Here is a 25,256-nt window from a genome sequence, read left to right as displayed (position 1 = left end):
TCACCGCTCCCGCTTCGCGACCCGGTCGGCGATGCCCTCGCCGACGATTCCGAACGCCACGACGGCGATCACGATGCACGCGGACGGCGCCAGCGCGGGCAGCATCGCTCCCTGCTGGACGGCCGACTGGCCCTCGTTGATCATCGCGCCCCAGTCGGCGGTCGGCGGTTGCACGCCGAAGCCGAGGAAGGAGAGCGCCGCCAGGTCCATCAGCGCGTACCCGAAGTTGACCGCGGACTGCGCGAGGACCGTCGGGGCGATGTTGGGCAGCAGGTGCCGCAGGCAGATGGTCCGGCCCGACCAGCCCTGGACCAGGTAGGACTCGATGTACGGCCGGCTCCTCTCCTGCCGGGCGATCCCGCGCACCAGCCGCCCCACGTACGGGGTGTAGGCGACCGCCATGGCGATGACCGGTGCGGTCATGCCCGGGCCGGTGACCGCGACGAACATGATCGCCAGCAGGAGCCCGGGGAACGAGAACACCACGTCCAGCGCGCGTGACAGCAGGGCGTCGGCCCAGCCGCCCCGCCAGCCGGCCACCACGCCGAGCAGGATGCCCAGCAGTGTCGACACCCCGACCACCAGCAGCGGCCCGAGCAGGCCGGTGCGTGCGCCGTACAGCAGCCGGGAGAGGATGTCGCGGCCGGACTGGTCGGTGCCGAGCAGGTGGTCGGCGCTGCTTCCGGCCAGGCCGGACTGCAGGTCGATCAGGTCCGGCTCGTACGGGGCGAGCAGGGGCGCGAGGGCCGCGGCCAGGACGAGCACGGCCAGGACCACGACGGCCGCGGTGAACAGCGGGCCCTGTCCGAGGGCCCGCAGGCGGCGCAGGCCGGGGCGGCCCGGCGGGGCCAGGGTGGCTGTGGTCATGAGGCACCTCGGCGGGTGAGGGAGAGCCGGGGGTCGACCAGCGGCGCGAGGAGGTCCACGGCCAGGTTGACCACGACGAAGCCGGTCACGGTGAGCAGGGTGAGCGCCTGGACGACGGGGAAGTCCTTGACCGTCACCGACTGCACCAGCAGCGAGCCGATGCCGGGGACGTTGAAGGCGGTCTCCACGATCGAGGTGGAGACCAGCAGGCCGGCCAGCATGGTGCCGCCGACGGTGACGATCGGGCCGAGCGCGTTGCGCAGCACGTGGCGGCGGACCACCGTGCGCTCCGGGACGCCGCGCGAGCGGGCCACTTCGACGTGTTCGCGGCCGAGTTCGTCGAGCATCGCCGAGCGGGTCACCCGGGCCAGCAGGCCGGCCAGGGTCACCGCCAGCGCGGCGGCGGGCAGCGTCAGGTGGTAGAGCCGGTCCGCGAGGCCGGTGCCCTGGGAGCCCGGGCCGGGGAACCAGCCGAGCTGCACCGAGAAGAGCGAGACCAGCGCGATCGCGGAGACGAACGGCGGGGTCGCGGTGGTGACGCCGGTGCCCAGCAGCACGGCCCGGTCGAACCAGCCTCCGCGCAGCGCGGCGAGGACGCCGGCCGGCACGCCGACCACGCAGACCAGCGCTGCGGCGTACCCGATCAGCAGGGTGGTGCCGGGCAGCCGGGAGGAGATCAGCGCGCCGACGTCCTGGCGGAACTGCACCGAGCGGCCGAAGTCCCCGTGCAGGACCCCGCCGAGCCACTTCAGGTACTGGGTGAGGAACGGGTCGTCCAGGTGGTACTGGGCGGTGATCGCGGCCCGGGCCTCGGGCGTCGCCGGATGACCCTTGAGTAGGAAGGCCACTGGGTCCCCGGGGGCGAGGTGCACGGCGCTGAAGACCACGAAGGAGGTCGCCAGCAGCACACCCGCCAGGCCGAGGAGCCGGCCGAGGAGGTAGCGGGTCATCGCTTCGCGGCGCCGATCGTGGCCGCCCACGGGTAGTACAGCTGGGCGATGCCGGTCGGCGCGCCGGTGATCCGCTTGTTGAGGAACACCGAGTAGGGCTGCTCGTACAGCGGGATGCCGGGGAGTTCGCGCACGGCGATCTGCTGGAGTTTTGCGGTCAGGTCGGCGCGGGTGACCGGGTCGGTGGCGGCGATCGCCTGGTCGAAGAGCGCGTCGTACTCGGCGTTCGACCAGCTGCCGTAGTTGGCGAAGTCGCCGGTGCGCAGCGACTGGTAGAACTCCAGCGGGTCGGGGGTGCTGTCGTAGCCGTTGGTGACCACCAGGTCGATGCCCTCCCGCGCGGCCGGGTCGGTGAAGAGCGCGGTGTACGCGTCGGGAGCGACGGGCCTGAGCTCGACGTCCAGGCCGATCTGCTTGCCGGCCGCCTGCACGGCGTTGGCGACCACGCCGATCTCGGGGGCGAGCGTGCTGGTGGCCATGACGACCTTCCTGCCCGCGGCGCCGGCCTCCTGGACCAGTTTCCTGGCCGCCGCCAGGTCGTAGGCCGGTTCGGGCAGGGCGGCGAAGTAGCCGGCGGTGCGGTCCGGCGCGATGCCCCAGGCGGCCTGCGCGGCCGGGGCCTTGGCCGGGGTGCCGATCCCGCCGATCGCGGCCTTGATGATGCTGGGCCGGTCGAGCGCCTCGGAGAGCGCCTGACGGACCTTCGGGTCGCCGAGGGTGCCCTTGAGGTCGAGGACGGCGAGGTCGGTGGCGGCGGTGTTCGGGCCGAAGTGCACCGTGCCCTGCGCGGAGGCCTTGAGCTGCGCGAGCGAGGCGGACGGCACCATGTAGCCGCCGTCGACCGATCCGGAGAGGAAGGCGTTGGCGCGGGCGGCCGGGTCCTGGATGAAGACGAACCTGACGCTGTCCGACTTGGGGGCGAGCGAGGTGTCCCAGTAGCCGGGGAACTTCTTCAGGGTGAGGCTGTCGCCCTGCGCCCACTTGTCGACCGCGAACGGGCCGGTGCAGTCGACCCCGCCCTTCGGGGTGCCGTAGTCCTTGCCGGCCTTGGCGAGGAAGGCGGCGCTCTCGACGGTGCCGGGGGAGGCCGCCAGCAGCTCGTTCAGCAGGACGTCGGGCTTGGTGAGCCTGATCGTCACCTCCAGCGGGCCGGACTTCTCGATCGAGGCGACGTTCTTGAAGGCGGTGCCCCAGGCCGAGCCGGTGTCCGGGTCGAGGTGACGCTGCAGGGAGGCGACCACGTCGTCCGCCGTCATGGTCGAGCCGTCGTGGAACTTCACGCCCGAGCGCAGGGTGTACACCCAGGTCAGCGCGTCGGGGTGGGCGAATCCGGCGGCCAGGGCCGGCACGGTCTTCATGTCCGGGGTGACCCGGAACAGCTGTTCGCAGACGTTGGCCAGCACGGTGTTCGGGGGGTAGTCGTAGGCCAGCGCGTAGTCGAGGGTCTGCGGTTCCGCGTACAGCGACCAGGTGAAGGACGGGATCGGGCCCTGGGCGGCGGGGGTGTCCGGGGTGACCTGGTAGGCGGCGCCGCTCGCGGAGTCGGTGCCGCTCCTGGTGGCACCGGAGCAGCCGGTGGCCGCCGAGGCGACCAGGACGGCGGTGGCGAGCAGGCTGGCGGATCTGGGCATGCGCAAGGAGACCCACCCCTTTCAGGGGGTTGTGGGGGCGCTGGGAGTTGGTGGCGAGTATTGATGCGGGAACGTTCCCGCACAAGGGTTTGCGGGAACGATTTTCCACAGGTCACGGGAGGGTGACGCGGAGCCCTCGGGGCTGGCAGCATCAGCACATGACCGATACCCCCCGCCCCGGCGGCCCGGCGGCCGTGCCCCGCGTCCGCCTCGTCGACGTCGCCCGCGAGGCCGGCCTCTCCAAGACGACGGTCTCGGCCGCGCTCAACGGCACCGGCCGGATGTCGGACGCCGTGCGCGAGCGCGCCCGCGAGGCCGCCCGCCGGCTCGGCTACCGGCCGAACGCCACCGCGCGCCTGCTGCGAGCCGGGCACGCCCGGCTGATCGGCTGCGCGGTCGGGGAGTTCGCCACCGAGCCGTGGGCCTGCCTCGACTCGCCGTACTACGCACAGCTGACCGGTGCCACCGCGCGGGAGGCGCTGCGGCACGGCTACGCACTGGTGATGCTGCCCACCGGCTCGGCGCCGGAGGCCTGGGCCGACCTGCCGCTGGAGGCCGCGATCGTCGCCGACCCGGTGGCCGGCGACCCGCTGGTGGAGGACTTCATCGCGGCCCGCATCCCGGTGTTCACCGACCGCTCGGTCGAGGGCCGCCCCGGCGCGCACTGGGTGGACATCGACACCGAGGCCGCCGTGACCGAGGTGCTGGACCACCTGCGCGCCGAGGGCGCACGGCGGGTGGCGGCCGTCGTGCCGGACACCGCGATCCGCTTCCACATCGAACTGCTGAACGCCTACCGCGGCTGGTGCGCCCGGCACGGGGCCGAGCCGCAGGTGGTGCTCTCCACCGCGCCCGGCAGCGGCCCGGCGATCGCGGCGGTGGAGCAGGCGCTGAGCGGCGCCGAGCCACCGGACGCACTGCTGGTCGCCAGCGAGGCGAGCCCGCCGTTGGTGCTCGACGCGGCCCGGCGGCACGGCCGTTCGGTGCCCGGTGACCTGCTGCTGGTCTGCGTCAGCGAGGACGCCTCGGCCGAGCACGCCGACCCGCCCGTGACCACCCTCAGCCTCCAGCCGGAGCGGGTCGCGGTGGCCGGGATCGAGCTGCTGGTGGCCGCGTTGGAGAGCGGCAGCCAGGAGCCGACGGGCACGCTGGTGGAGACCAGGCTGGAGATCAGGGCCTCCTCCCGGCGCTCCCGGCCGTAGCGGTTGCAGCCGGGCGCGGTGGCGGCGGACGGCCCGCCGCGGCCCGCCCCGCCGCCGGTCGGGGGCGCGCCTGGTGCGCCCGGATCCGGCTCGCGGGCGCCGTGCCGGATCGGCCGGCCGTCGGCGGGGGCCTGCGTAGGGGGCCGCCGACGCCCCTGGGCGGGGACTTCCCGCGAAAGGTCCGGCCGCGGGGAAGCCGAAGGGGCGGCCCGCTCGTTGGTCAGGGTGTGGCAGACGAGGCGGATGGTGGTGCCCGGCGGGCGCCGATGGTGTGGGCGTTCGCGGTGCGCGAGTCGGCGGGCGCCCTGGTCGCCGAGGCGATCGTGGAGGTCGGTGTGCGGCTGCACGGGGAGCTGGTGGTGGACGCCGTGGACAGCGGCTTCGTCCTCGCGGCGGGGGAGCCGCCGCCGACCACCGGCGTGGTGGAGGTGGGCGGGCAGCGATTCGAGCGGCTGGTGCTGGTGGGCGGCCGGCAGGTGTGGGAGCCCGCCGCCGGGGTGGCGGTCTCGCCCGGCTGGCTGGCGGCCGCCGAGGGGCGCGGTGGCGTGGTGGTGATCGTGGTCCCGCCCGGTACGTGGCCGGCGGGCCTGATGAGCCTGGAGCCGCAGGAGCGGGTCGCGGCGTTCACCCGGAGCCTGGACGAGGCGCGGGCGGCGGGCCGGCTGCTGCACGGGACGGTGGGTATCGAGAGCCGGTGAACGGCCGCCGCCGGCGGAGCGGTTCACCCGACCGGGTCAATGCCGAGGGGGCCGCCGTGGCCCCGGTACGACCGCGCGGGAGGGCGGTTCCACGGCGTGTCCGCCGGGCGGAACGCGAGGGCGCCCGGGCGCCGGGGCGGGCGCGGTCGTAGCGTCGGGGGCATGACTGCCGACGAGACGACGATGGTGGCGGTGGGAGTGCGTTCCGCGGCGGAGGTGTTCGCCGCCCTGGAGGCGGCGAACAGCCGCCGCCAGCCGTGGACGCGTTACGAGCACGGCGTGCTGGGTGCCTACCGCTGGGCGGTGGGTGCCCAGGTGGGCGCCCCGGTGACCGCGTCCGCGGCCGTCGGCGCCGTCGGGCCGTGCCGGGCCCAGCTGCTGGCGGAGTTCCAGGCCGCCGCCGTCCAGATCCGCGCGGGCGCCGGGCGTGGCGTGGACGCCGACTACGCCCTGGGTGCCTACGGGGCACTGGCCTGGCTCTGCGGCCATCACGAGGAGCACCCGTAGACCGAGCCCTCGCTGCAGCGCTTCACCGCCCGGCGGTGGTACCGGACGCCGGGCGGGGCGAAGACGGCGGCGATTCCGGCGGGCGGCCGGCCCCGGCCGATCTCCGGCCCCCGGCCGTTCTCCGCCCCTGCCGATCTCCGGCGGCCGGAGAGCAGCCGAGGCCGCCCCGGCACCCGGGGCGGCCTCGGCCGGTCCGACGAGGTGTCAGTTCACCGTGTAGGTGTACGGGATCGCCGCCAGGACCGAACCCGTGGTGCCGAGCTGGTTGTTGGCGGTGGCCACCGTGGTCGGGCCGGAGACCAGGTACAGCACGCCGTGGACGGTGCCGCCCTTCGGGCCGGTCGGGGTGAGCGTGACCTGCAGCGTGCCCGTGGCGCCGGGCCGGACGGTCACCGGGACGGCGGCCGGGGCGGTGGCGCTGACCGCGGCGGCGAACGGATCGCCGGTGCTGGAGGCCACCGCCAGGTCGAACGCCCGGGTGTGTGCGGCGGCGGTGATGGTGGCCGTACCGGCCGGGGCGCCGGCGGCGCCGAACGGGCCGATCTGCTGCACGAAGGTGCTCCACCTGCCCGGGACGACCGGCTGCGCGGGGCTGCCGGCGTCCCTGGCGACCGAGACGGTCGAGCCGTTGCGGGCCTTCTTCAGGTCGCCGAACAGGTCGGGCGAGCCGGCGGCGCCGCTGATCTCCAGGTGGGCCGGCACGGAGGACGCCGACACGGCCGTCAGCGCGTCGGTGGCCGGCGGGACCAGGAACGACGGGGTGGTCGAATCGGCGGTCAGCGGCAGGCCGACCGTCGCCGAGGTGCCCTGCGGCACCAGCGGAAGGTCCACCCGGCCGTCGAGCCGGGCGTTGGTCGCGACGTTCTGGGTGGCGACGGTGTTGTTGGTGTAGTTCACGCTCACCGTCACCGGCTTGCCCGCCGCCAGCTTCGTCCGCGGGTCGTTCGGCAGGCCGGCCGCGGTGGCCCGGTCGAGGTCGAGGCCGATCGTACCGGCGAACTGCTGGCTGAGCTCCGCACCGCTGACCGGGCCGACCACGGTCAGGACGAACCGCCAGCGGCCCGCGACCGGGTCGACCGTGGTCGCCGAGACACCGGCGGTGGTGCCGGTGAGGTGGCCGCTCGCGTCGAGGAGCGCGTTGCCCTCGATGTCGACCGGTGTGCCGTTCGGGCTGATCAGCGCTCCCTGCATGAGCAGCTTCGGGTCCTTGGCGACCGTCACGCCGACCCGCAGGTCGTGCCGGCCCTTCGGGACGTCGAAGGCGTAGGCGAAGCTCTGGGTGGGCGAGCTGCCGCGGGCGTTGCCGCCGGTGAGGGTGCCGGTGAAGCTGCCGGTGCCCTGGCTGACCGGGACCAGGCTGCGCAGCACCACCGGCACGCTGGTGGTGCGGCCGTCCGAGGTGGCGACGGTGACCGACTCGCTGGAGTCGCCGCCGGTCGCCGGCGTGGTGACCTGGACGTGGAGGGTCCTGCTGGCGCCCGGCGCCAGCTCGACCACCTGCGGGCTCACGCCGCCGGCCGGCACCGCGCGCTGGGTGGCGGTGTCCAGGAGGACCGGGCCGGTGTAGCCGCTCTTGCCGGCCGGGGTGTAGAGGACCGCGGTCCAGTCACCCGCCACCGGGTGCGGGACGTCCACCAGGCCGAAGTCGGCCGGGGTCGCACCGCCCTGTGGACGGGTGTTGGTCTCGAACCGTCCGGACGGGTCGAGCAGCGTCATCCGGACCACCGGGCCGTTGCCGGCCGGGCCGGCCGCGCCCTGCCAGGCGATCGACGCGGCCAGGCGGTCGGCGCCGGCCGGAACGCTGAACCTGACCTTCTGCTGGACCCAGGTGGCGCCGTTGGTGGCGTACGGGAAGGTCTGGTCGGAGGAGGAGTCCAGCCGGACGGTCTGCCGGTCGTCGGAGAGCGGGGCGAAGCTGCGGGTGGCTCCGCTCACCGTCTGCGGGGTGGAACCGGTGTTGGTGACCGTCACGTCGGCGGTGTGGGCTGAGCCGGGGGCACCGGTGATGTCGATCTGGCCGGTGGTGACGACGACGGTGTCGCCGTCCTTCGCGCCCGCGCCGCTCTGGTAGCCCCGGGCGGCCTCGACCGCCGCGCGGACGTTCAGCAGGCCCGCGCCCTGCTCCTCGGCCGGCAGCCCGAGGTCCTGGGCGGTGCCGGTGAGGAGCTTCTTCACCAGCGCGGGAGCGGGCGAGTCCCCCTTGTGGGTGTCGCGGTACGCCTGGATGACCAGGGCCGCGGCTCCGGTGACCATCGGCGCGGACTGGCTGGTCCCGCCGAACGGCTGGATCGGGGAGCCGGCGCCGCTGAAGCCGTTGCAGTCGGTGTACTTGGCGGTGTCCGGCGAGCACAGCGCCCAGTCCGACTCACCCGGGGCGACCAGGTCGACCGTCCGGCCGGCCTGGGTGAAACCGCCCGAGGAGAGCGCGGAGATCCGGCTGTCGTCCCACGTGCCGTTGGAGAACCGGGCCGCCGCGTACCCGGTCTGCTGGTAGTTCTGGTTGTCGGTGGAGGCACCGACCGCGATCACGTTCGGGTCGGTGGCCGGGGTGCCGATGGTGCCGCTGATCCCGGCGTCGCCGGTGGACACGGCGATGGTCACGCCGGCCCTGACGGCCTGGTCGTTGAAGAGCGAGATGGTGTCGTGCGCACCGCTGTCGGGGGTGACGTTGCCCCCGAAGGACTCGTTCAGGACGTCGACGTGGTTGGTGACCGCGTAGTCGATGGCCTGAAGGATCGCGGAGTTCGGCAGGATCTCGCCGCCGGCCCTCAGCGCGACCAGCGAGGCGTCGGGGGCGATGCCCCGGACCCGGATGTTGCAACCGGCCGGCAGCGGGAGCGCGGGGTTGACGAACTTCGAGACGTCGTAGACCTGGCGGCCCTGGGCGATCACCGTCGAGGCGTCACCGAAGGCCTCCGCACCACCGGTCGGTGCGTCGGTGCCCTCGCCCGAGAAGTCCTGGTAGTCGACGACCGCGTGCGAGCCGTCGGCCCGGATGAAGTCCGGGTTGTCCGGGTCGAGGCCGTCCGCGATGTACGCGACCTTCACGCCCTTGCCGGTGGCCAGGTCGGCGGCTCCGGGCGAACCGGCGGTGCCGACCGTGCGGGTGGAGTACAGCGCCTCCGGCTCCAGCAGCGGCTTGGCCGGGTCGGACGGGCAGACCGTGTTGGTCGCGTTCTCCTCGCCGCCCTTCCCGCCCCCGGTCGCTCCGGGAGCGGCAGCGGTCGCCTTCGGCGCCTGGGCACCGGGGGCGGCCGCGGGGGCGTCCGTCCGGTCCTTGCCCGTGCCCCCGGTCGGCGGCGTGACGGCGACCTGGTCGTCCGTCACCACCGAGGCGACCGCCGGGTCGGCCTGCAGCGCAGCCCGCAGTACCGGGCCGACCGTGGCGGAGAAGCCGTTTCCGACCACGAAGCTCTTGATGTTGGTGCCGCCGCCGGCCCTGACCCGGTCCAGCAGCGGCGCCTGGGCGGACGCCGCCTTCTGCTTCCGTGCGCCCAGGTGCCCGGCGTCCGCCGGGGCCTCGGCGATCTGGTCCCTGAGAATCACGATCACCGGTGCCGGAGCTCCGTCCGCCGAGGCCGCCGGAGCCGCCTGGGCGTTCGCGGAGTCCGGGACGGGCGCGCCGTTCGCGCTGGTCCCGAAGGTCAGGACCATGGACGCGGCGGTGACCGTGACGGCAGTTGCCAGCTGGGATTTCCGCCAGCCGATCATGGACATCCTTTCGTCTGATGAGACGTCAGGTTGCATGGCCCGGGCGCGCGGATCCGGTAGGACGCGCGATGCCTCCGGACCGCGCGTCCCGACAACGCTCGAATTCCAGCGCATCGAACACCAAGGCAACAAGGGGACTAATGCCATCGGAAAGTAAAGAAAGGAGAAGGAAATCCGGCTATTTGCAGACGTTTTCGTCACGCGGGGCCGGTGGCATCGCCGGGTCGCGATCAGGGGGAAGTGGCGGACTCCGGGCAGCGGCGAACACCCGCCACCCGGGTCCGCCGCGGGGCGCCCCATGGGCCATCCGGGGGTGAGCCGGCTCGCCCCCGGTGAGCCCCGGCGCCAAGTCGGGCGGGCGTCCGGCGATCGGATCGACCGTCACCTGGCGCGGAGTCATCGTGGGGACGGTGGCGGGGCGATCGGCCGGGGGGCGCGTCGCCCGCGACCGCGGCCGCCTCCTCCGATGCCGGCGCCGGCGGGAGGGCGCGGGTCCGAGGCATCCGAACTGGGGAACAATCCCCGTTTCCTGGTACGGTCGGACCGTTAATCGGGGAACAGTCCCCGCTTGCTCCGCCGGGAGGGACCGCCGTGACCGCTCCAACGCTTCAGGACCTCGCCCCCGCAGGTCTCGACGTCACCACCGACCCGTACCCCGTCTACGCCGCACTCCGCGCCGAGGGGCCCGTCCACCGCGTCCTGGTGCCGGAGTCCGGGGAGGTCTGGCTGGTCGTCGCCCGCGACGAGGCCCGGGCCGCCCTCACCGACCCCCGGCTGCGCAACGACATCCGCCACTCCTCCTCCTGGAGCGATGACGGCGGCCACGCCATCGGCCTCAACATGCTCCAGACCGACGCGCCCCAGCACACCCGGCTCCGCACGCTCGTCGCCCGCGACTTCACCCCCGGCCGGATCCAGGCGCTGCGCCCCCGCATCCAGGAGATCGCGGACGGCCTGCTCGACGCGCTGTCCGACGCCCTGCCGCCCGCCGGCCGCGCCGACCTCGTCGCCTCCTACGCCCTGCCGCTGCCGATGACCGTCATCTGCGAACTGCTCGGTGTACCGGCGGCCGACCACGGCGACTTCCACGCCTGGTCGGCGGAGATCGTCGCGCCCGGCTCCGCCGAGGCCGCCGGTGCGGCGGTCGCCGGCATGACCCACTACCTGGGCGCCCTCATCGAGGCCCGGCGTTCCACCCCCGCCAGGGACCTGCTGAGCGCACTGGTCGCCGCACCGGCCACCGGCGACGGGCCCGGGGGCGACCGCGTGCCCCCGGTGTCGGCCGAAGAACTCCTCGGCATGGCCTTCCTGCTGCTCGTGGCGGGGCACGAGACGACCGTCAACCTCATCTCCCGCGCCGCCCTCGCCCTCCTCACTCACCCTGGCCAACTCGCCGCCCTGCGAGCCGATCCCGGCCTGGTCGACGCCGCGATCGAGGAGACCCTGCGCTACGACGGGCCGGTCGGCGCCGCCGCCTTCCGTTTCGCGGCCGAACCACTGGAGATCGGCGGCACCGCCATCCCCGCCGGCGACAGCGTCCTCGTCTCACTCGCCGCTGCCTCCCGCGACCCGCGCCACTTCCCCGACCCCGACCGCTTCGACATCCGCCGCGAACCCCGCGGCCACCTCGCCTTCGGCCACGGCATCCACCACTGCCTCGGTGCCCCGCTCGCCCGGACGGAGGCCGCCATCGCCCTGCTCTCCCTCCTCGGACGCTTCCCCGACCTCGCCCTCGACGCCGAGCCCGCCGACCTCCGCTGGCGGGCGAGCACACTCCTGCGTGGCGTGCAGAGCCTTCCGGTGCGCCTGCGGGGCTGAGGCACAGCCGCCCCCGCTCCGGGCACCTCCGGCAGCCGGGCCGGGGTCGGCCCGCACCTCCCCGCCGCTCTCGGCCGGACAGGACCTAAACCGCCCGGCGGTAGAACCAGACGCCGAGCGGCGCGAAGACCGCGACGATCCCGGCGTCCCAGGCGAGCGCCTCCCAGACCGCGGAGACGGCCGGTCCGCCGAGCACCAGGACCCGGACCGCCTCGGCGGTCTTGGAGACGGGCTGGTGGTCGGCGAAGGCCTGGAGCCAGCCGGGCATGGTGCTCACCGGCACGAAGGCCGCGGAGGCGAACACCAGCGGCGCCAGCACGGGGAACGCGGCGGCCTGGGCGGTCTCCGGATCTCCGACCGCCAGACCCACCACCGCGAAGATCCACGACATCGCGAAGCCGAACGCCAGCACCAGCAGGACCCCGCCGAGGAACGAGGCCACGCCCGCGTGGATCCGGAACCCGAGGGCGAAACCGACGGCGGTCATCAGCGTCACCACGAACACGTTCCGCGCCAGGTCGGCCGTCGTGCGGCCGGACAGCACCGCCGACCGCGCCATCGGCAGCGAACGGAACCGCTCCATCAGCCCGGTCTGCATGTCGGTCGCCAGGCCGATCGCCGTGTTCATCGAGCCGAAGACGGCGGTCTGCACGAAGATGCCCGGGATCAGGAAGTCCACGTAGTCGACCCCGGGCGGCAGCGCGGGCCCGACCACTCCGCCGAAGACGTAGCGGAACATCAGCACGAAGACCAGCGGCTGGATGGTGGAGAAGACGAGCAGCCGCGGCACCCGGCGCAGCGCGATCAGGTTGCGCCAGGCCACCGCGAGGCCGTCCCGCACCGGCGCGGCGATGCGGGTGCCGAGCTGCCCGAGCTGCCCGGCGTCGATCACGGTCATGACGGGCCTCCGGGAGAGGCGGGGTCGTCGACGGGTGCGGAGCCGCCGGTGGGCGCGGGGGAACCGGCGGACGCGGAGTCGCCGGTGGGCGCGGAGGCCTCGCCCGGCGCGGGCGCCCCGGCCGGCCCCGCATCGCGCGTCCTGCGTCCGGTCAGGGCCAGGAAGACGTCGTCCAGGCTGGACTCGCGGACGGTCACCGTGTGCGGGACGAGACGGCCGGCCTCCAGTGAGTGCAGGACGTCGAGCAGCAGCCGCGACCCGTCCCGGGAGGCCAGTCGGAGCAGCGCGCCCTCGCGCTCGGGCGGTTCGCCGACGCGGTTCGCGATCAGGGAGGCGGCCCGGACGGCCCGGGCCTCGTCGCCCATGCCCAGCTCGATCACCGTGTTCCCGAGCCGGGCCTTCAGGACGGCGGGGGTGTCGTCGGCGATGATGCGGCCCTCGTTGACGACCACGACCCGGGTGGCGAGCCGGTCCGCCTCCTCCAGGTACTGGGTGGTGAGCAGGACGGTCGTGCCGTCCCGGACCAGTTCGCGGATCAGTTCCCAGAGGGCGGTGCGGCTCTGCGGGTCCAGGCCGGTGGTCGGTTCGTCGAGGAAGAGCACCGGTGGCTCCGGCACGAGGGCCGCGGCGACGTCGAGCCGGCGCCGCATTCCGCCCGAGTAGGTGCGGACGGGGCGGTCGGCGGCCTCGGCGAGGTCGAAGCGGTCCAGCAGCTCGGCCGCCCGGGGGCGCCGACGGGCGCGGGGGAGCTGGGTGAGGCGCCCGATCAGGCGCAGGTTCTCCCGCCCGGTGAGGTTCGGGTCGACGGCCGCGTACTGGCCGGCCAGGCCGATCAGCCGCCGCACCGTCGCCGCCTCGCGGACCACGTCGTGCCCGAGGACGGCGGCGTGGCCGCCGCTCGGCCGCAGGATGGTGGTCAGGATCCGGATCGCCGTCGTCTTCCCCGCGCCGTTGGGTCCCAGCAGGCCGAACACCGTTCCGGCCGGGACGTCGAAGTCCACCCCGTGCAGGGCGGTCACCGACCCGAACCGCTTGCTGAGACCGACGACGCTGATGGCTGCCTGTCCCATGGGCACGTCCCCACTCGCGATGACGGTTGCCGCCGGGACCGGCCCGGCCGGACCTTCTTCCATTGTCGCCTCCCCCGCGGTCCACGCCCACGGCAGCGCCGCGGCCCCGCGTTCGCCCCGTCGGCCACCCCGGCCGGCCGCAACGCCGCGCCGAATCCCGCCGGACGTGCCGGTGCCGCAGGCAGGCCGGAGCCCGGCGAACAGTCGGTTCCACCGTTGCCCGCCCGCGCGGTCGGCTGAACCGGCGGTCGGATCCGGGGCGTTATCTCCTACACAACCGTGTCGTTGTCCGTCCCCGTACAGGAGTCATCGCGCCGCATGTCTGTCCAGGCCTCCAGCCCGCTGCCCCTGACCGGTCTCCACCGGCCTCCCGCGGTCCCGGGCGCCGCTGCCCGCCCACCGGCGGGGAACGCGCCGCCCGTACGGTCGCCCCGGTCTGGGGAAGGGTCGGTGCGGGCCTTCGCCGGATCCTGGCGCAGCGATGCCTGCCCGCCCGACCGTGCGAGCGGGCGCATCCGCCAGTGGAGGGTCTGGAGGGATGCGCTCGCCGTGGTGGTGATCGCCGCCGCGCCCGCCGGCCTGCTGTCGTGGCATCCGTGGAGCCCGGACGACGTCGGCCGGCAGAAGCCGACGGAGTTCACGACGGCCCCCGACAGCTCCCCCCGCTTCGGCACCGACGAGCAGCTCTACCCCGACAAGGTGCGGGCCGGGAACGGACTCGACGAGAGCCCCGAACAGTCCGCCGCCGAGGTCGATGCGGTCCTCGGCGACGAACGGAACGGCCGGGGCGCGGACACGACCTGTCCGGCCGGCCCTGACAGCTGCGCCGGTCCGGCGGCAGGCCCAGCCGACCGGTAGCACGAGCTTCCCTCGGACACGGCCTCCCTCACCGACGCGGTGCGCCTCGGCGATGCCGGCGAGAAGGAAGGTCTGCACGGCCGGGAGTGCGCATCGCCCGGCTTCGATCAGCGGGCCGACCCGGTCACCCGCTCCCACCAGTGCCGACCGCGGGCCGTCGACGGATGCCGAGTCAGTCGACGGCCCGCGGGTGTGCGGCGGCGGTTGGACGGTTACAGGGTGGTGAGGCTGATGCGTTCGAAGCTGGGCTGCGGGCCGGCCACGACGGCCTCCGCAGCAGCCGCCCCTGCGGCGGCACCCGCGACGGCACCCGGCACCGGCTGGGGGATGGACGGCACGATCGAGACGGTGACCGGCCCGTCCGGCAGCAGACCCTGTTCCCGCAGCCGGTGGACCTGCTCGGTGACGTCGAAGCTCACGTCGTGGCCGCCGTGGTCGTGTTGGAGGCCGTCGAGGTCCGCCGCACCGAAGAAGGAGATCCAGCCGACGAAGTAGGGCCCGTCCGGGTCGAGTTCGTCCCCGGGACCGTTGAGGAAGACGTGGAACGGCGTTCCGGGCGGCACGTTCGTGCGTACACCGTGCACGGTGAGGATCAGGCCGGATTCCGGCACGTCGCCGGCGACCGCGGCCGCCATGGCTCGGCCGGCGTCGCCGGCCGGCTCCAGGCTCACCTCGGTCGGCCCCTGGACGCTGAGAAGCTGCCGGGGGTTGGCCGCGGCGGCCGCCAGTACTCGCTCGCCCGCTCGGATGACCGGGGCGGGCGGCACGATGGCGCGCGGGGTCCCCGTCCCGTCGGTCAGCGAGTCGTACGCGTAGTCGAGTGGATCGATGCCCAGGAACTCCTTGGGCGTGGGCTGCTGAATCTGCCCGTTCTCGTCGAAGAAGATGAACTGCTTGTCCAACCAGGACGTGTGGTTCGGGTTGACGTTGTCCCGGCTCAGCCAGCTCGACCACAGCCGGTCGATGTTGCTGTGGTGCAGCCAGAAGATCGGATCACGGGGGGAGCCGGACACCATGCCCATCCAACCGCCGAGACCACTGTGGACCTGGTTGTGCGGAACGTGCTCCAGCTCACCGAAGCCGCCACGGCGGAAGTGGTCCAGGGTGGTGTAGCTGATTTCGCTGCCGAAGCTCGGCTGGTGAGTCGTCTGATGGCTGCGTGTGGCGGCGAAGACCGGCTGGCTCATGGCGGTGAAGGGATTGACGTCCGTGTAGCGGAGCACCTCGAAGGCCGCGTTCTTGCCCAGACCGCGATGCGGGGTGTCCCAGAACTCCGAGTCGGGCACCGGCGCGTCCGGAAGGAAGAGGGGGTTGTCGAGCGTCAGGTCGTCGCCGTCCGGACTGGACGGCATCTTCGGGCTGCGGAAGGCTTCCGGAAGGGCACGCGGGGTGAAGTCGGTGGCCGGGTCCCGGCCGGGGCCGCCCAGCGCGTAGTCCCAGTACGGCAGGGCCCAGGTGGTGGAGGGGTCGGGGGTGATGTTCTCCTCGGCGGCGATCTCCTTGATGGCCGCGCGGACGATCCGCTCGAAGTACCAGAGGTAGCCCCGGTGCCACGGAAGGAAGAACCAGCCACCATGCGGACACTGGTTGAAGGCCTCGTTCGTCTCCGACACGGTGGGCGGAACGCCGTGGATACACGCTTGGAAGACCCAGCTGGTCGGGTCCGTCGCCGGCCGCTGCTGCATCCTTCCCACGGCCCGGGCGTACCAGTAGAGCACCGGATCCCAGGTGGACTCCATCTTGGTAGCGTCCTGCCGCACAAACGCGACACCGTTCGCCATGCTGCTCCTAAGTTCTGTGGGGGGAGCCCGAGTGGGCGCCCCAGATCCTTACCGGAGCCGACGGCCGGACCCATCAGGATTCGTCCACAAGCCTTCAGGGGAGTGAACCTGGCTCACCATCCGGACGAGCGGCGGCGAGGCCGGGAGTCCACCCGTTCGACAGGAGCGAGCCCTCGCACACGGCGTCCACGCACCGCCGGAGCCGTCCCGCTTCCTGGCGCTGAGGTGCGACGGCGCCTCACCCCCTGTCGGTCGTCGGGCCGGGGACTGCTCGGCGGTCAGCTCATGCCGACCAGCATGTAGAACATGCCGATGGCCATCACCGTCCGCCGCGCGGCAACCGGCCCGGGGGAGGCCAGGAGGACCGGTTCACTGGCGCTGACGAGCCGGACGCCGGCGGCCGGGCGCGGCAGCAGTGAACCGACTCCACAGACGGCGTAGCCCAAGAAGTACGCGGCCAGGGTGAGCAGCGTCCATTCCGGCACCGCCGCATGGGTGCCCACGTGGGGGGCACCGCCACCGGCATGGTGGTGCGCCGGCGCCATGAAGAGCATCAGCGCGGCCATCGCGGCCGCGCTGAGAACGTGGTGGGGGTAGTGGTGCCAGGTACCGGCCGACGCCGAGCCGGAGTGGTGGCCCACCCGTTCCGCCAGGAGGAGTGCCGGCCAGACCGCAGAGGCGGCGAGCAGGGCCGCCCACAGGACGTTCGGCAGCGGGTCGAACGCCGGAGCCATCATCGCGACCATGGCGAGCGCCATCACGATCTCGGTCGCTTCCAGCCGGCGGTCCGGGCAGCGACGCCCTGCGATGACGAGCACGCAGTGGACCGCGCACCAGCCGGTCAGGGTGATCAGGAGGGCGGTGGCGATCACGGGTTCTTGCACGGGAACCCCCGTTCCATGGCCGTACTCCGGCCCGGTGAGGAGCCGCCGGCAGCGGAGCCGCCCTCGCACCGCGGGGCAGTCGGCCGCGGGTTGCCGGCGCTCCTACCACCACGGTAGGCCGGGGTGCCGTTCGACGCTCGCGGGGACCGCACGGGGGCGGAGGCGATCCGGTCACCGTCCGTTTCCGCGCCCAACTCACCCACCGTGCAAGGCGACACCGCTTCGCTCGGGCAACCGGTCAGCCTGTGGAGCGGCCCCGTCCGCGCCGCCACCACCGGGCACCGGCGACGGCCAGAACGCCGACGGCGACGCCGACGCCGACGGCGATGGGGACAGCGGGTGAGGAGCCGTCCCCGTCACCGGCGGTGCTCGCGACAGCCGTGACGGAGCCCGTGGGGCCGGTGCTTGTCACAGCGGTGGACGAGGCCGGCGGCGTGGCACCGGGCGATGCCGGCGTGAGCTTCAGGACGGGGGCCGGGTGCGCGGGCTCCGAGCCGTTCTGCGGCAGTTCGATCCAGCGGTCGACATGGCCGTCGCTGTACGTCTCCAGGGTCTTGAAGACCAGTTCGTCCGTGTTGGGCAGCCGGCTGATCGTGACCTTGTACACGGCGTCCTGGCCCACCGCGAGGGCCGGTCCGCCCACCGTGTAGCCGTCGGTGGTGGCGGCGAACGTCCAGCCGGCGGGGGCGTCCGCGAGCGTGACGTCGCCCGGGCTGATGCCCTCCGGAAGGACGACCCGGAAGTTCGCCAGACCCGCGGTGCTCGACTCCGCCTCGGCGGTGAAGGTGACCGTGACGTCCGTGCCCAGGGCCCGGGCGTTGTCCGACTCGACCTCGACGTGCGCGAGAGCCGCGGTGGCGGTCAGTGCGACGGCGGCGGCGGTCGACGCAGCAATGGTCGCGGCGCGGGCGACAGCGCGTGAGCAGAGGACGGACACGGCGTTCTCCCGGGAGACGGTGGCCGCTCCGAGTACGGCCGTGACGCAGCCATCGTGCACCAGCCCGGTCCGGCTCGCCTCCACGACGGGCCGGACCGGCCCGGGAAGCGGAGGGATCGATGCCGTGCTCACCCCGCAGCGGCACCGAGGCGGTGGCAGCGAGGACGCGGTGCTCGGCCCTCACGTCGCACAGCGGCCACGCGCACCCGACGTCGCGCTTCACGCTGCGCTCCCGGGAGACCGGCCGAGTCGCCGCGATGGTCCGCTTGCGGCCGGTGATCAACGCCGGTCGGCCGCAACGCCGTGTCCGAATCCCGCCGGACACCGCGCGCGACGACCCGCAGAGTGGACGCAGAACGACACGGAAAAGACGGACAGTTGAGAAAGGGGCGCGCCACGATGACCGCCTACACCACGATCGACACCCCGGTGGGGGAGCTGCTGCTGGTCGGCGAGCCCTCCGCCACCGCCACCGGCGGCACCGCGCTGGTCTCGGTGTCCATGACGGGGCAGAGGAACGCCGCCGTCGTCCAGGACGGTTGGACGCACCGGCCGGAGGCCTTCGCCGAGATCGCCCGGCAGATCCGGGCGTACTTCGCCGGCGGGCGGAGCACGTTCGAGCTGGAGTACGCCACTCGCGGCACCGACTTCCAGCGACAGGTCTGGGCGGCGCTGGAGACCGTCCCGTACGGCACGACCACCACCTACGGCCGCCTGGCGGAAAGGGCCGGCATTCCGCGCTCGGCCGTGCGCGCGATCGGGGCGGCGATCGGCGCCAACCCGCTGCTGCTGGTCCGCCCGTGCCACCGGGTGATCGGCGCGGACGGCTCGCTGACCGGCTACGCCGGCGGCCTCGGCCGCAAGCAGCAACTCCTCGCCCACGAGGGCGCGACCCGGGCGGCCTGAGCGCGGCACCGGGCGGCCCTCGAACGGACGCCGCCCGCCACCCCCTTCGGAACCCGCCCCTGACCTCGGACGAGACGAACCCATGACCCTCACCACCCAGCCCACCGACCGCCTGGCCGCCACCGACTGGCCGGCGCTGGCCGGCGAGCTCGACGCCTTCGGCTGCGCCCCGACCGGGTCGCTGCTCACTCCCGAGGAGTGCGCCGCGATCGCCGGCCTCTACGACGAGGTCGGGCACTTCCGCTCCACCGTCGACATGGCTCGCTACCGGTTCGGCTCCGGCCAGTACCGCTACTTCCAGGAGCCCTTCCCCGCACTGCTGGCCGAGTTGCGCGAGGCGCTCTACCCATGTCTGCTGCCCGTGGCCCGTGACTGGGCCGCCAGGCTCGGCCGTCCGGCCCCGTGGCCGGACGGCCTCGCCGAGTGGCTGGACCTGTGCCACGAGGCCGGGCAGACCAGGCCGACCCCGATCCTCCTGCGCTACGGCCGCGGCGACTGGAACGCCCTGCACCGGGACCTCTACGGCGACCTCGTCTTCCCGCTCCAGGTGGTGATCGGCCTCGACGCCGCCGGGGCCGACTACACCGGAGGGGAGTTCCTGATGGTCGAGCAGCGCCCGCGCGCCCAGTCCCGCGGGACGTCCGTCACTCTCCGCCAGGGCCACGGCCTGGTCTTCACCACCCGTGACCGGCCCGTGGCCTCGGCGCGCGGATGGTCGGCCGCACCGATGCGCCACGGGGTGAGCACCGTTCGCAGCGGGTGCCGCCACACCCTCGGGCTCGTCTTCCACGATGCCGCCTGACCCGCCGTGGCCGTGACCGAGGAACTCCCGCCCGCGCCCGCTAGGCCGGCGTTCACGCTGCTCGGCGCGGACGGCCGCAGATACCGCAGCACCACTCCCGGCACGCTCGGCGGCCACCGCCGGGCCCGCCTGTACGGACGGCTCGACTGCCCGTCCGCGCTCCGCGCCCTCGCGGCCGGCGGGTACGTGCGGCACCGGGTGTTCTTCGCCGACGAGCCGGCGGCCGTCGCGGCCGGCTACCGCCCGTGCGCGGTCTGTCTGCCCGCCAAGTACGCGGCCTGGAAGGCGCGGAGGAAGGAGGAGACGTGAGCACCGCGCGCAGCCGTTCGCCCCTCGCCCCGCGTCCGGGAGGCCACCCACCACCGCCCGAGCCGCACACCGAGGCCGAACTCTTCGCACTTCTCGGCCTGTTGGCGTCACCTCGGCCGCGGATCGGCATGGTCGTGATCGGCCACGGCCGCGACGCCGCCTCCGTGGCCGCCGCGAACGCCTTCGCCGGCGTCTGGCGCGGGGCCGGCAGAACCGTCCTCGCCGTCGTGGACTGGCCCGAGGACGCCGCCTCCTGGCTGCGGCCCGCGCGCCGCTTCACCGCCGCCACCCCGGACGCGTGGGTCGTCGCGGGCGGGCCGCAGGGCTGGTCCCGGATGAGCAGGCGGCTGCGCCACAGCACCGACTGGGATCCGGCCCGGACCTTCGGTTTCGCCTCCACCGGCAGCATCACCGCCGTCGAACTGGCCGGTGCCGCAACCCTCTCGGGCATGCGGGGAGCCGCCGCCGACGGAGGCTCATGGCGCATCGGCGGCGAACTCATCGCCTACTACCCGCCGGAGCCGGCCGGGCGGTGACTCCCGGGCGGCAGTCCAGGGCCGGCCCGGAGCACCGGTGTGTGACAGTAGGCCTGTTGACGGTGGCTCAGTTCGGCGCGACGACCGTCTCCGTCGGAGCGGGAGCGGGAGCGGGAGCGGAAGTGGAATCGGGAGCCGGGGTCGGGACCGAAGCCGACGCCGGGGCCGGAGCGGGCCGGTTGCGGCGGGCCAGGGCCGGCAGTGCTGCGCCGGCCGCCACTCCGGCGAGCAGGACGACGGCGCCGACCGTGGCCGCGTGGCCGACGGCCCCGGTGAACGCCTGCGCCACGTCCTGGGGTCGGGGGCGCGCCAGGCTGCCGAGCCGGTCCTCGAAGCGGGTGGTCATCAGGGTGCCGAGGATGCTGGTGCCGAGGACCGCGCCGACCTGGCGGGCGGCGTTGACCGTGCCGGCCGCCACGCCCTCCTTGCCACGCGGCACGTGGCCGACGGCCAGCGCGGTGGACGGTGCGTTGGCCAGGCCGCAGCCGAAGCCGAAGACCACCAGTGCCGGGGCGTAGCCGCCGAATCCGTCGGCCGGTCCGACGCCGGCGAACAGTGCGGCGCCGGCCGCCGCCAGCAGCAGTCCGGTGAAGATCAGCGGTGTGGCCCCGACCCGCCGTCCGAGCACCCCGGCCAGCACGGAGGCGGCGATGAACATGCCGAACTCGGCGAGGAGTCGGACGCCCACCTGGAGCGCGGTCAGCCCGCGCACCTGCTGCAGCCAGAGCACCTGGAGCAGCGAGAGGCCGACGAAGCCGAACAGCACCGTGGCGGCGAGCAGCAGGGCGGCGCTGTACGAGGGGTTGCGCATCAGCCGCAGGTCGAGCAGCGGGTGGTCGCGGCGCAGTTCGACCACGGCGAAGACGGCGAGCAGGACGACCGCGGCGACGGCGGCGGCCGGCGGTGCGCCCGCGAGGTAGCCGTGGTGGCCGCCGTCGATCAGCCAGTAGATCAGCAGGGCCAGCCCGGCGGTGGCGAGGAGCTGCCCCGTCCAGTCCAGCCGGCCGCCCTCGACCCGGGACTCCGGCACGCCCCACAGGGCGGCTGCCGCGGCGGCCGCGGCGACCACCGGGCCGAGCCAGAAGGCGGTGTGCCAGGTCGACCAGCGCAGCGCCAGCCCACCGGCGATCGGCCCGAGCGCGAGGCCGAGGCCGGAGGCGGCCGCCCAGGCGGAGATCGCCCCGGCCCGGCGGCGCGGGTCCGGGAAGGCGTGGGTGACGAGGGCGAGCGAGCTGGGGGTGATCAGCGCGCCGCCGAGGCCGGCGACCGCCTGCCCGGCGAGCACGGCGGCGAGACTGTCGGCCGAGACCAGCAGCAGGCCGCCGGCGGCCATCGCCACCGTGCCCAGCAGGAAGATCCGCCGCCGCCCCCAGCGGTCGGCGAAGGCACCGGCGCCGAGCACCACGGACGCCACCACCAGGGTGTACATGCTCGGGATCCAGACCAGCTCGGCGGCGTCCAGGCCGAGGTCGGCGCGGACGGCGCCGAGGGTGCCGATGGTCTGGGTGGTCTGCACGAAGACGGTGAACAGGCCGAGGCAGGCGGCCAGCAGGACGGTCCCGCTGCGGTCAGTAGGCGGCATCGGGCACCTCCCGGACGCGGGTCGTGGCAGGGCAGGGGAGGGTCACGAGGGGCTCCCGGGCGGTGGAGGGGCCAGTGGGTTTGAAATCGCGACCCACTTTAGCGTCAGTGCGTTTGAATATCCAACCGCCAGGTCGGTTGGGACAGAACGGCGGCGGGGCGCCTCGGTGGGTCCGAGGCGCCCCGCGGCGTGGGAACGGCCGGGTCAGCTGGGTGTGCCGCCCGCGGGAGTGGTGCACGGCGGGAGGGTCGAGGGCGAGACGGTCGCGCAGGTCGCCGTCGTCGTGGCCGACCGGTGGGCCTAGGTCGTCGTGCCCGTCGCCGTGCTCGCGGTCGTCGTGCCCGTCGTCGTGCTCGCCGTCGCCGTCTTCGCGGTCGTCGTCGCCGTGGACGGCGTCACGCTCGCGGAGGACGGGCCCGGCGGCGAGGACGAGGTCGGGCCGGCGGAGGAGGTCGACGACGAGGCCGATGCCGAGCCCTTGCTCGCCGAGGACGACGGGCCGGACGGCGAAGCGGAGGAGCTGGAGGCCGAGGCCGACCCGGTCGAAGGACCGGTCGAGCCCGAGGTCGAACCGGAACTGGCGCCCGAGGACGAGGCCGAGCCCGAACCCGACGTACTGGCCGAGGTGGAGCCCGAAGTGGAGCCCGACATCGAGGCCGACGGAGAGGCCGGCTTCATCGGCGCGGCCGGCGGAATCCCCGGAGCCAGCTCCTTCGGCGGCTGGACCGGCCGGTCCACCACCTTGATCTGCCCCGTCACCCGGGCGAACCAGCCGCCGGTGGAGATGTTCACCATGACGAACTCGCTCACCGGCTTCGGCGCCGGCACCACGACGACCAGCGTGGACGGCTGGAAGCCCGTCCAGGACTTGCCGGTGTACTTGGCGTTGCTCACCAGCGCCGGAGGCGTCAGCGGATTGCCGCAGCTGCAGCGAACCCGGGGCACGCCCTGGGAGTCCACCAGGACGGAGGTGCCGGCCTGCAGCACCGACTGGTAGGCGACCGAAGCGCCGCCCTTGTAGCCGTGGTTGGTGACCCGGGTGTCCGTCCGCAGGTAGGCCGAGGTCAGCGAGCGCATGTAGCTGGGGATGGCGGACTGTTCGATCCCCTGGGCGGACGCCCAGGCCCGGCCGGTGTCCCCGGTCGACGTCATGGAGATCAGCCGCTCCACGTCACAGGCCGGCTTGGACTCGGCGCCCGCGTAGAGCCCGGCCGACGAGCCCTGCACGTTGTGGATGCCGGTCGGCGAGGCCGCTGCGGTGGTCTTCGTGGTGCCGGTCGGCTGGGCGGGGGCGGAGGTCGGTGCCGGCGCGGAGACGCCGGCGGTCTCCACCGAAGGGGTGAACGGCGCCGGGCCCGGATCGCTCGGAGACTGCAGCGCCACCTCGTTGGCGGCCGGGATGGCGTCGCTGGCCTGGCCGCTGTTGCCGCTGTTGCTGTTGACGATCAGCACCGTCGCCACCACGGCCAGCGCCGCCGTGCCCGCCGCCAGCGCCAGCTTCTTGCCGGAACGCCACCACGGCGTCGGACGCCCGCCGGGCGGGCCACCCGGCGCACCGCCGGACGAGCCGCCGCCGCCCGAGAAACCCGAAGGCCCGGAAGGCCCGGACGGGGGAACGGACGGCGGGCCCGACTGTCCGCCCGAGGGCGGCCCGGAGAGCGGGCCGGACGGGGGTCCGGAAGGCGGCCCGGAGGGCGGGCCGGAAGGCGGTTGGGAACTCATCGAGGCTCCGTTTCGCAGGCGGCCGGCGAAACGGCCGGCACAGCAGGCTCCCCCACCGCTTCCATTTCTGCCCCCGCCGACCGGACGCCGCAACAGCAGGTGAAGCGGTCGAACCCGTCGGTAGGCGTCGTCGTGACCGTCCGTACGCAGCGCGCGGCGGACCGTCCTGGGTCAATCTGGGAGCAGACGCGAGGGGGGTACCCGAGTCCACCAGGAGCCCGTATGCATCCGGAGCCCCCCACCGCGGCGGCCGGTCCGCCCGGCGTCCTGCGCGGCTGGCTGGACGCGCTCGCAGTCGTCCTCGCCGGGCTCGCCACGATGGCGGCCGTCGCCGCGCTCGGCCTCTGGGCGGCCGGCGCCGACGAGCTCCCGGGCGGCGGATTCCCGTCCGTGCTGGCCGCCGCGCTGGCGCTGGCCGTGGGCGGGTCCGTCCAGCTCGACGGCGGCGCCGGTTTCTTCGCCCAGGTGGACGCGGGGATCACGGCGATGCCGCTGACCGTCGGCCTGCTCGGCGCGCTGGCCATGGCCGAGGTGTTCCTGCGCCAGCTGCGCTTCCGGGCCGTCGCCCACGGCGGCGAGCTGCTCGGCCGGGTGGCCCGGACGGCCGCCGTCTGGGTGGTGGCGCTCGTCCTGCTCACCCTCGGCGCCCGGCACACCTTCACCGTCGCGGTGGGCAACGACCTCGCCCAGCAGCTCGGGGGCGCCCTCGGCCTGACCCCCGAGATCGGCTTCCACGCCGAGGCGGCGAGCACCATCGGCCTCGGGCTGCTCTGGCTGCTGGTCGTCCTGGCGGCCGCCTTCGCGGTCTCCCGCCGGGCGCCGCTGCCGCGCGCCCTGGTGCCGTTCCAACAGGCCGTCCGCCCGGCCGCGTTCGCGATGCTGCTGGTGCTGCTCGTCTACGTGGCGATCGGGGTGGTCGTGGGCCTGCTCACCGCCGCCGTGCACGGCAACGCCCGGGAGACGATGGCCGTCCTGCTGCTGGCCCTGCCCAACCTGGCCTGGCTCGCGTTCGGCGTCGGGCTCGGCGCGCAGTGGCACGGCCACCTGACCGGCGCGGTCGGCCTGCCGGTTCCCAAGGTGCTGGCCGAGGTGCTCCGCGTGCCGGACGGCCAGGAGGCCACCGTCAGCCTCGGCACCCTCGCCGACCAGGACGCCCGCGCCTGGTGGCTGCTGCCGCTGGCCGCCGCGCTGATGCTCGCCGCCGGCGTCCTCACCGCGTACCGCTCACCGCGTGGCGTCCGGCTCTGGCGCCACGCCGTCCGGCTGGGCGTGGCGGCGGCCGTCACCCTGCTGCTGGTCGGCGTCTGGACGCGGGTCTCCGCCGACTACGGCCTCTCGGTGCTCGGCGTCGGCGTCGGCGAGGACGGCCTGGGCGGGCTCCTCGGGTCCGTCCTCGGCGGCAGCAACCCGCTGGCCGGACTCGGCGGCGGCGCGCTCACACTGAGCCTCCAGTTCTGGGTGGCCGTCCCCCTGGCTGCGGCGTGGGGCCTGGTGGCGGGCTGGCTGGGCGGCCTGCTGGCGGCGCGGCTGGGGCGGCGCGGCGAGGTCGGCGGCACCTGACCGGTCTCAGGCCAGGTGGGTGACCGG

At 74.3% G+C, this 25,256-nt stretch carries 21 protein-coding genes; 10 read left to right on the top strand and 11 right to left on the bottom strand.

The window, feature by feature from the left end; genetic code table 11:
- The 3 genes from OG286_RS04540 to OG286_RS04530 are packed head-to-tail and all read right to left on the bottom strand — an operon-like array spanning window position 1 to window position 3,448.
- Window positions 1-867 (bottom strand): ABC transporter permease, encoded by an 867-nt coding sequence (locus tag OG286_RS04540; RefSeq protein ID WP_396322209.1) that lies wholly within the window; start codon window positions 865-867, stop codon window positions 1-3.
- Window positions 864-1,817 carry an ABC transporter permease gene (locus OG286_RS04535; protein ID WP_396322210.1) on the bottom strand — a complete coding sequence of 318 codons (954 nt, stop codon included), beginning with the start codon at window positions 1,815-1,817 and terminating at the stop codon, window positions 864-866. The genes OG286_RS04540 and OG286_RS04535 overlap by 4 nt, the downstream gene beginning before the upstream one ends.
- Window positions 1,814-3,448 carry an ABC transporter substrate-binding protein gene (locus OG286_RS04530; protein ID WP_396322211.1) on the bottom strand — a complete coding sequence of 545 codons (1,635 nt, stop codon included), beginning with the start codon at window positions 3,446-3,448 and terminating at the stop codon, window positions 1,814-1,816. The genes OG286_RS04535 and OG286_RS04530 overlap by 4 nt, the downstream gene beginning before the upstream one ends.
- 158 nt (window positions 3,449-3,606) lie before the next feature.
- Between OG286_RS04530 and OG286_RS04525 the strand changes: the two genes are divergently transcribed.
- The 3 genes from OG286_RS04525 to OG286_RS04515 all read left to right on the top strand — a co-directional run bounded on the left by OG286_RS04525 (window position 3,607) and on the right by OG286_RS04515 (window position 5,855).
- Complete coding sequence (locus tag OG286_RS04525; RefSeq protein WP_396322212.1) at window positions 3,607-4,650, top strand: LacI family DNA-binding transcriptional regulator; 1,044 nt, start codon at window positions 3,607-3,609, stop codon at window positions 4,648-4,650.
- A gap of 227 nt (window positions 4,651-4,877) precedes the next feature.
- Window positions 4,878-5,348 (top strand): hypothetical protein, encoded by a 471-nt coding sequence (locus OG286_RS04520; protein WP_396322213.1) that lies wholly within the window; start codon window positions 4,878-4,880, stop codon window positions 5,346-5,348.
- Between the two features lie 162 nt (window positions 5,349-5,510).
- On the top strand, window positions 5,511-5,855 hold the full coding sequence (locus tag OG286_RS04515) for a hypothetical protein (protein WP_396322214.1): 345 nt from the start codon (window positions 5,511-5,513) through the stop codon (window positions 5,853-5,855).
- 204 nt (window positions 5,856-6,059) lie between these two features.
- Here the strand turns inward: OG286_RS04515 and OG286_RS04510 are convergent, their stop codons facing one another.
- Window positions 6,060-9,566, bottom strand: a complete 3,507-nt coding sequence (locus tag OG286_RS04510) for a S8 family peptidase (RefSeq protein ID WP_396322215.1) — start codon at window positions 9,564-9,566, stop codon at window positions 6,060-6,062.
- A 591-nt stretch (window positions 9,567-10,157) separates the two neighbouring features.
- On the opposite strand from OG286_RS04510, the gene OG286_RS04505 reads away from it, so the two are divergent.
- Window positions 10,158-11,384, top strand: coding sequence for a cytochrome P450 (locus OG286_RS04505; protein WP_396322216.1), 1,227 nt, complete (start codon window positions 10,158-10,160; stop codon window positions 11,382-11,384).
- An 85-nt stretch (window positions 11,385-11,469) separates the two neighbouring features.
- Here OG286_RS04505 and OG286_RS04500 read toward each other — a convergent pair whose 3' ends face one another.
- Together OG286_RS04500 and OG286_RS04495 are read right to left on the bottom strand one after the other, a co-directional pair.
- Window positions 11,470-12,282 carry an ABC transporter permease gene (locus OG286_RS04500; RefSeq protein ID WP_396322217.1) on the bottom strand — a complete coding sequence of 271 codons (813 nt, stop codon included), beginning with the start codon at window positions 12,280-12,282 and terminating at the stop codon, window positions 11,470-11,472.
- Window positions 12,279-13,352 (bottom strand): ATP-binding cassette domain-containing protein, encoded by a 1,074-nt coding sequence (locus tag OG286_RS04495; protein ID WP_396322218.1) that lies wholly within the window; start codon window positions 13,350-13,352, stop codon window positions 12,279-12,281. Before OG286_RS04495 ends, OG286_RS04500 begins: the two co-directional genes overlap by 4 nt.
- A 450-nt stretch (window positions 13,353-13,802) precedes the next feature.
- Here OG286_RS04495 and OG286_RS04490 point away from each other — a divergent pair, with 450 nt between their 5' ends.
- Entirely contained in the window at window positions 13,803-14,210 is a 408-nt protein-coding gene (locus tag OG286_RS04490) for a hypothetical protein (RefSeq protein ID WP_396322219.1), read from the top strand.
- A 212-nt stretch (window positions 14,211-14,422) separates the two neighbouring features.
- On the opposite strand, the gene OG286_RS04485 is transcribed toward OG286_RS04490, so the two are convergent.
- The 3 genes from OG286_RS04485 to OG286_RS04475 all read right to left on the bottom strand — a co-directional run bounded on the left by OG286_RS04485 (window position 14,423) and on the right by OG286_RS04475 (window position 17,872).
- Window positions 14,423-15,949, bottom strand: a complete 1,527-nt coding sequence (locus OG286_RS04485; protein ID WP_396322220.1) for a tyrosinase family protein — start codon at window positions 15,947-15,949, stop codon at window positions 14,423-14,425.
- A 320-nt stretch (window positions 15,950-16,269) separates the two neighbouring features.
- On the bottom strand, window positions 16,270-16,875 hold the full coding sequence (locus tag OG286_RS04480) for a DUF5134 domain-containing protein (RefSeq protein WP_396322221.1): 606 nt from the start codon (window positions 16,873-16,875) through the stop codon (window positions 16,270-16,272).
- Window positions 16,876-17,113: 238 nt separating this feature from the next.
- Complete coding sequence (locus tag OG286_RS04475; RefSeq protein ID WP_396322222.1) at window positions 17,114-17,872, bottom strand: DUF1775 domain-containing protein; 759 nt, start codon at window positions 17,870-17,872, stop codon at window positions 17,114-17,116.
- A 339-nt stretch (window positions 17,873-18,211) separates the two neighbouring features.
- On the opposite strand from OG286_RS04475, the gene OG286_RS04470 reads away from it, so the two are divergent.
- The 4 genes from OG286_RS04470 (at window position 18,212) to OG286_RS04455 (ending at window position 20,365) form a co-directional block, all read left to right on the top strand.
- On the top strand, window positions 18,212-18,718 hold the full coding sequence (locus tag OG286_RS04470; RefSeq protein WP_405363046.1) for a methylated-DNA--[protein]-cysteine S-methyltransferase: 507 nt from the start codon (window positions 18,212-18,214) through the stop codon (window positions 18,716-18,718).
- Between the two features lie 82 nt (window positions 18,719-18,800).
- Window positions 18,801-19,520: a 2OG-Fe(II) oxygenase gene (locus tag OG286_RS04465; RefSeq protein WP_396322224.1), complete on the top strand. Its 720-nt coding sequence runs from the start codon at window positions 18,801-18,803 to the stop codon at window positions 19,518-19,520.
- Between the two features lie 12 nt (window positions 19,521-19,532).
- Window positions 19,533-19,829, top strand: a complete 297-nt coding sequence (locus OG286_RS04460; RefSeq protein WP_396322225.1) for an Ada metal-binding domain-containing protein — start codon at window positions 19,533-19,535, stop codon at window positions 19,827-19,829.
- Entirely contained in the window at window positions 19,826-20,365 is a 540-nt protein-coding gene (locus tag OG286_RS04455) for a hypothetical protein (RefSeq protein WP_396322226.1), read from the top strand. The genes OG286_RS04460 and OG286_RS04455 overlap by 4 nt, the downstream gene beginning before the upstream one ends.
- A gap of 67 nt (window positions 20,366-20,432) precedes the next feature.
- Here OG286_RS04455 and OG286_RS04450 read toward each other — a convergent pair whose 3' ends face one another.
- A complete protein-coding gene (locus tag OG286_RS04450) occupies window positions 20,433-21,947 on the bottom strand; it encodes an MFS transporter (RefSeq protein WP_396322227.1) in 1,515 nt (504 codons plus the stop codon).
- 300 nt (window positions 21,948-22,247) lie between these two features.
- On the bottom strand, window positions 22,248-23,669 hold the full coding sequence (locus OG286_RS04445) for a DUF6777 domain-containing protein (RefSeq protein ID WP_396322228.1): 1,422 nt from the start codon (window positions 23,667-23,669) through the stop codon (window positions 22,248-22,250).
- A 222-nt stretch (window positions 23,670-23,891) separates the two neighbouring features.
- On the opposite strand from OG286_RS04445, the gene OG286_RS04440 reads away from it, so the two are divergent.
- On the top strand, window positions 23,892-25,229 hold the full coding sequence (locus tag OG286_RS04440) for a streptophobe family protein (RefSeq protein ID WP_396322229.1): 1,338 nt from the start codon (window positions 23,892-23,894) through the stop codon (window positions 25,227-25,229).
- Window positions 25,230-25,256 lie beyond the last annotated feature (27 nt).

The sequence above is a fragment of the Kitasatospora sp. NBC_00039 genome, from assembly GCF_045160625.1.
Lineage (GTDB): Bacteria > Actinomycetota > Actinomycetes > Streptomycetales > Streptomycetaceae > Kitasatospora.
Note: the sequence above shows the minus strand (reverse complement) of the source record. Positions and strands in the feature narration are given on the sequence as shown.

Excerpts from the sequence above, each read along its gene's own strand:
- OG286_RS04540 (WP_396322209.1), bottom strand. The coding sequence starts at position 867 with ATGACCACAGCCACCCTGGCCCCGCCGGGCCGCCCCGGCCTGCGCCGC.
- OG286_RS04535 (WP_396322210.1), bottom strand. The coding sequence starts at position 1,817 with ATGACCCGCTACCTCCTCGGCCGGCTCCTCGGCCTGGCGGGTGTGCTG.
- OG286_RS04530 (WP_396322211.1), bottom strand. The coding sequence starts at position 3,448 with ATGCCCAGATCCGCCAGCCTGCTCGCCACCGCCGTCCTGGTCGCCTCG.
- OG286_RS04525 (WP_396322212.1), top strand. The coding sequence starts at position 3,607 with ATGACCGATACCCCCCGCCCCGGCGGCCCGGCGGCCGTGCCCCGCGTC.
- OG286_RS04515 (WP_396322214.1), top strand. The coding sequence starts at position 5,511 with ATGACTGCCGACGAGACGACGATGGTGGCGGTGGGAGTGCGTTCCGCG.
- OG286_RS04510 (WP_396322215.1), bottom strand. The coding sequence starts at position 9,566 with ATGATCGGCTGGCGGAAATCCCAGCTGGCAACTGCCGTCACGGTCACC.
- OG286_RS04500 (WP_396322217.1), bottom strand. The coding sequence starts at position 12,282 with ATGACCGTGATCGACGCCGGGCAGCTCGGGCAGCTCGGCACCCGCATC.
- OG286_RS04495 (WP_396322218.1), bottom strand. The coding sequence starts at position 13,352 with ATGGGACAGGCAGCCATCAGCGTCGTCGGTCTCAGCAAGCGGTTCGGG.
- OG286_RS04485 (WP_396322220.1), bottom strand. The coding sequence starts at position 15,949 with ATGGAGTCCACCTGGGATCCGGTGCTCTACTGGTACGCCCGGGCCGTG.
- OG286_RS04470 (WP_405363046.1), top strand. The coding sequence starts at position 18,212 with ATGACCGCCTACACCACGATCGACACCCCGGTGGGGGAGCTGCTGCTG.
- OG286_RS04465 (WP_396322224.1), top strand. The coding sequence starts at position 18,801 with ATGACCCTCACCACCCAGCCCACCGACCGCCTGGCCGCCACCGACTGG.
- OG286_RS04450 (WP_396322227.1), bottom strand. The coding sequence starts at position 21,947 with ATGCCGCCTACTGACCGCAGCGGGACCGTCCTGCTGGCCGCCTGCCTC.
- OG286_RS04445 (WP_396322228.1), bottom strand. The coding sequence starts at position 23,669 with ATGAGTTCCCAACCGCCTTCCGGCCCGCCCTCCGGGCCGCCTTCCGGA.
- OG286_RS04440 (WP_396322229.1), top strand. The coding sequence starts at position 23,892 with ATGCATCCGGAGCCCCCCACCGCGGCGGCCGGTCCGCCCGGCGTCCTG.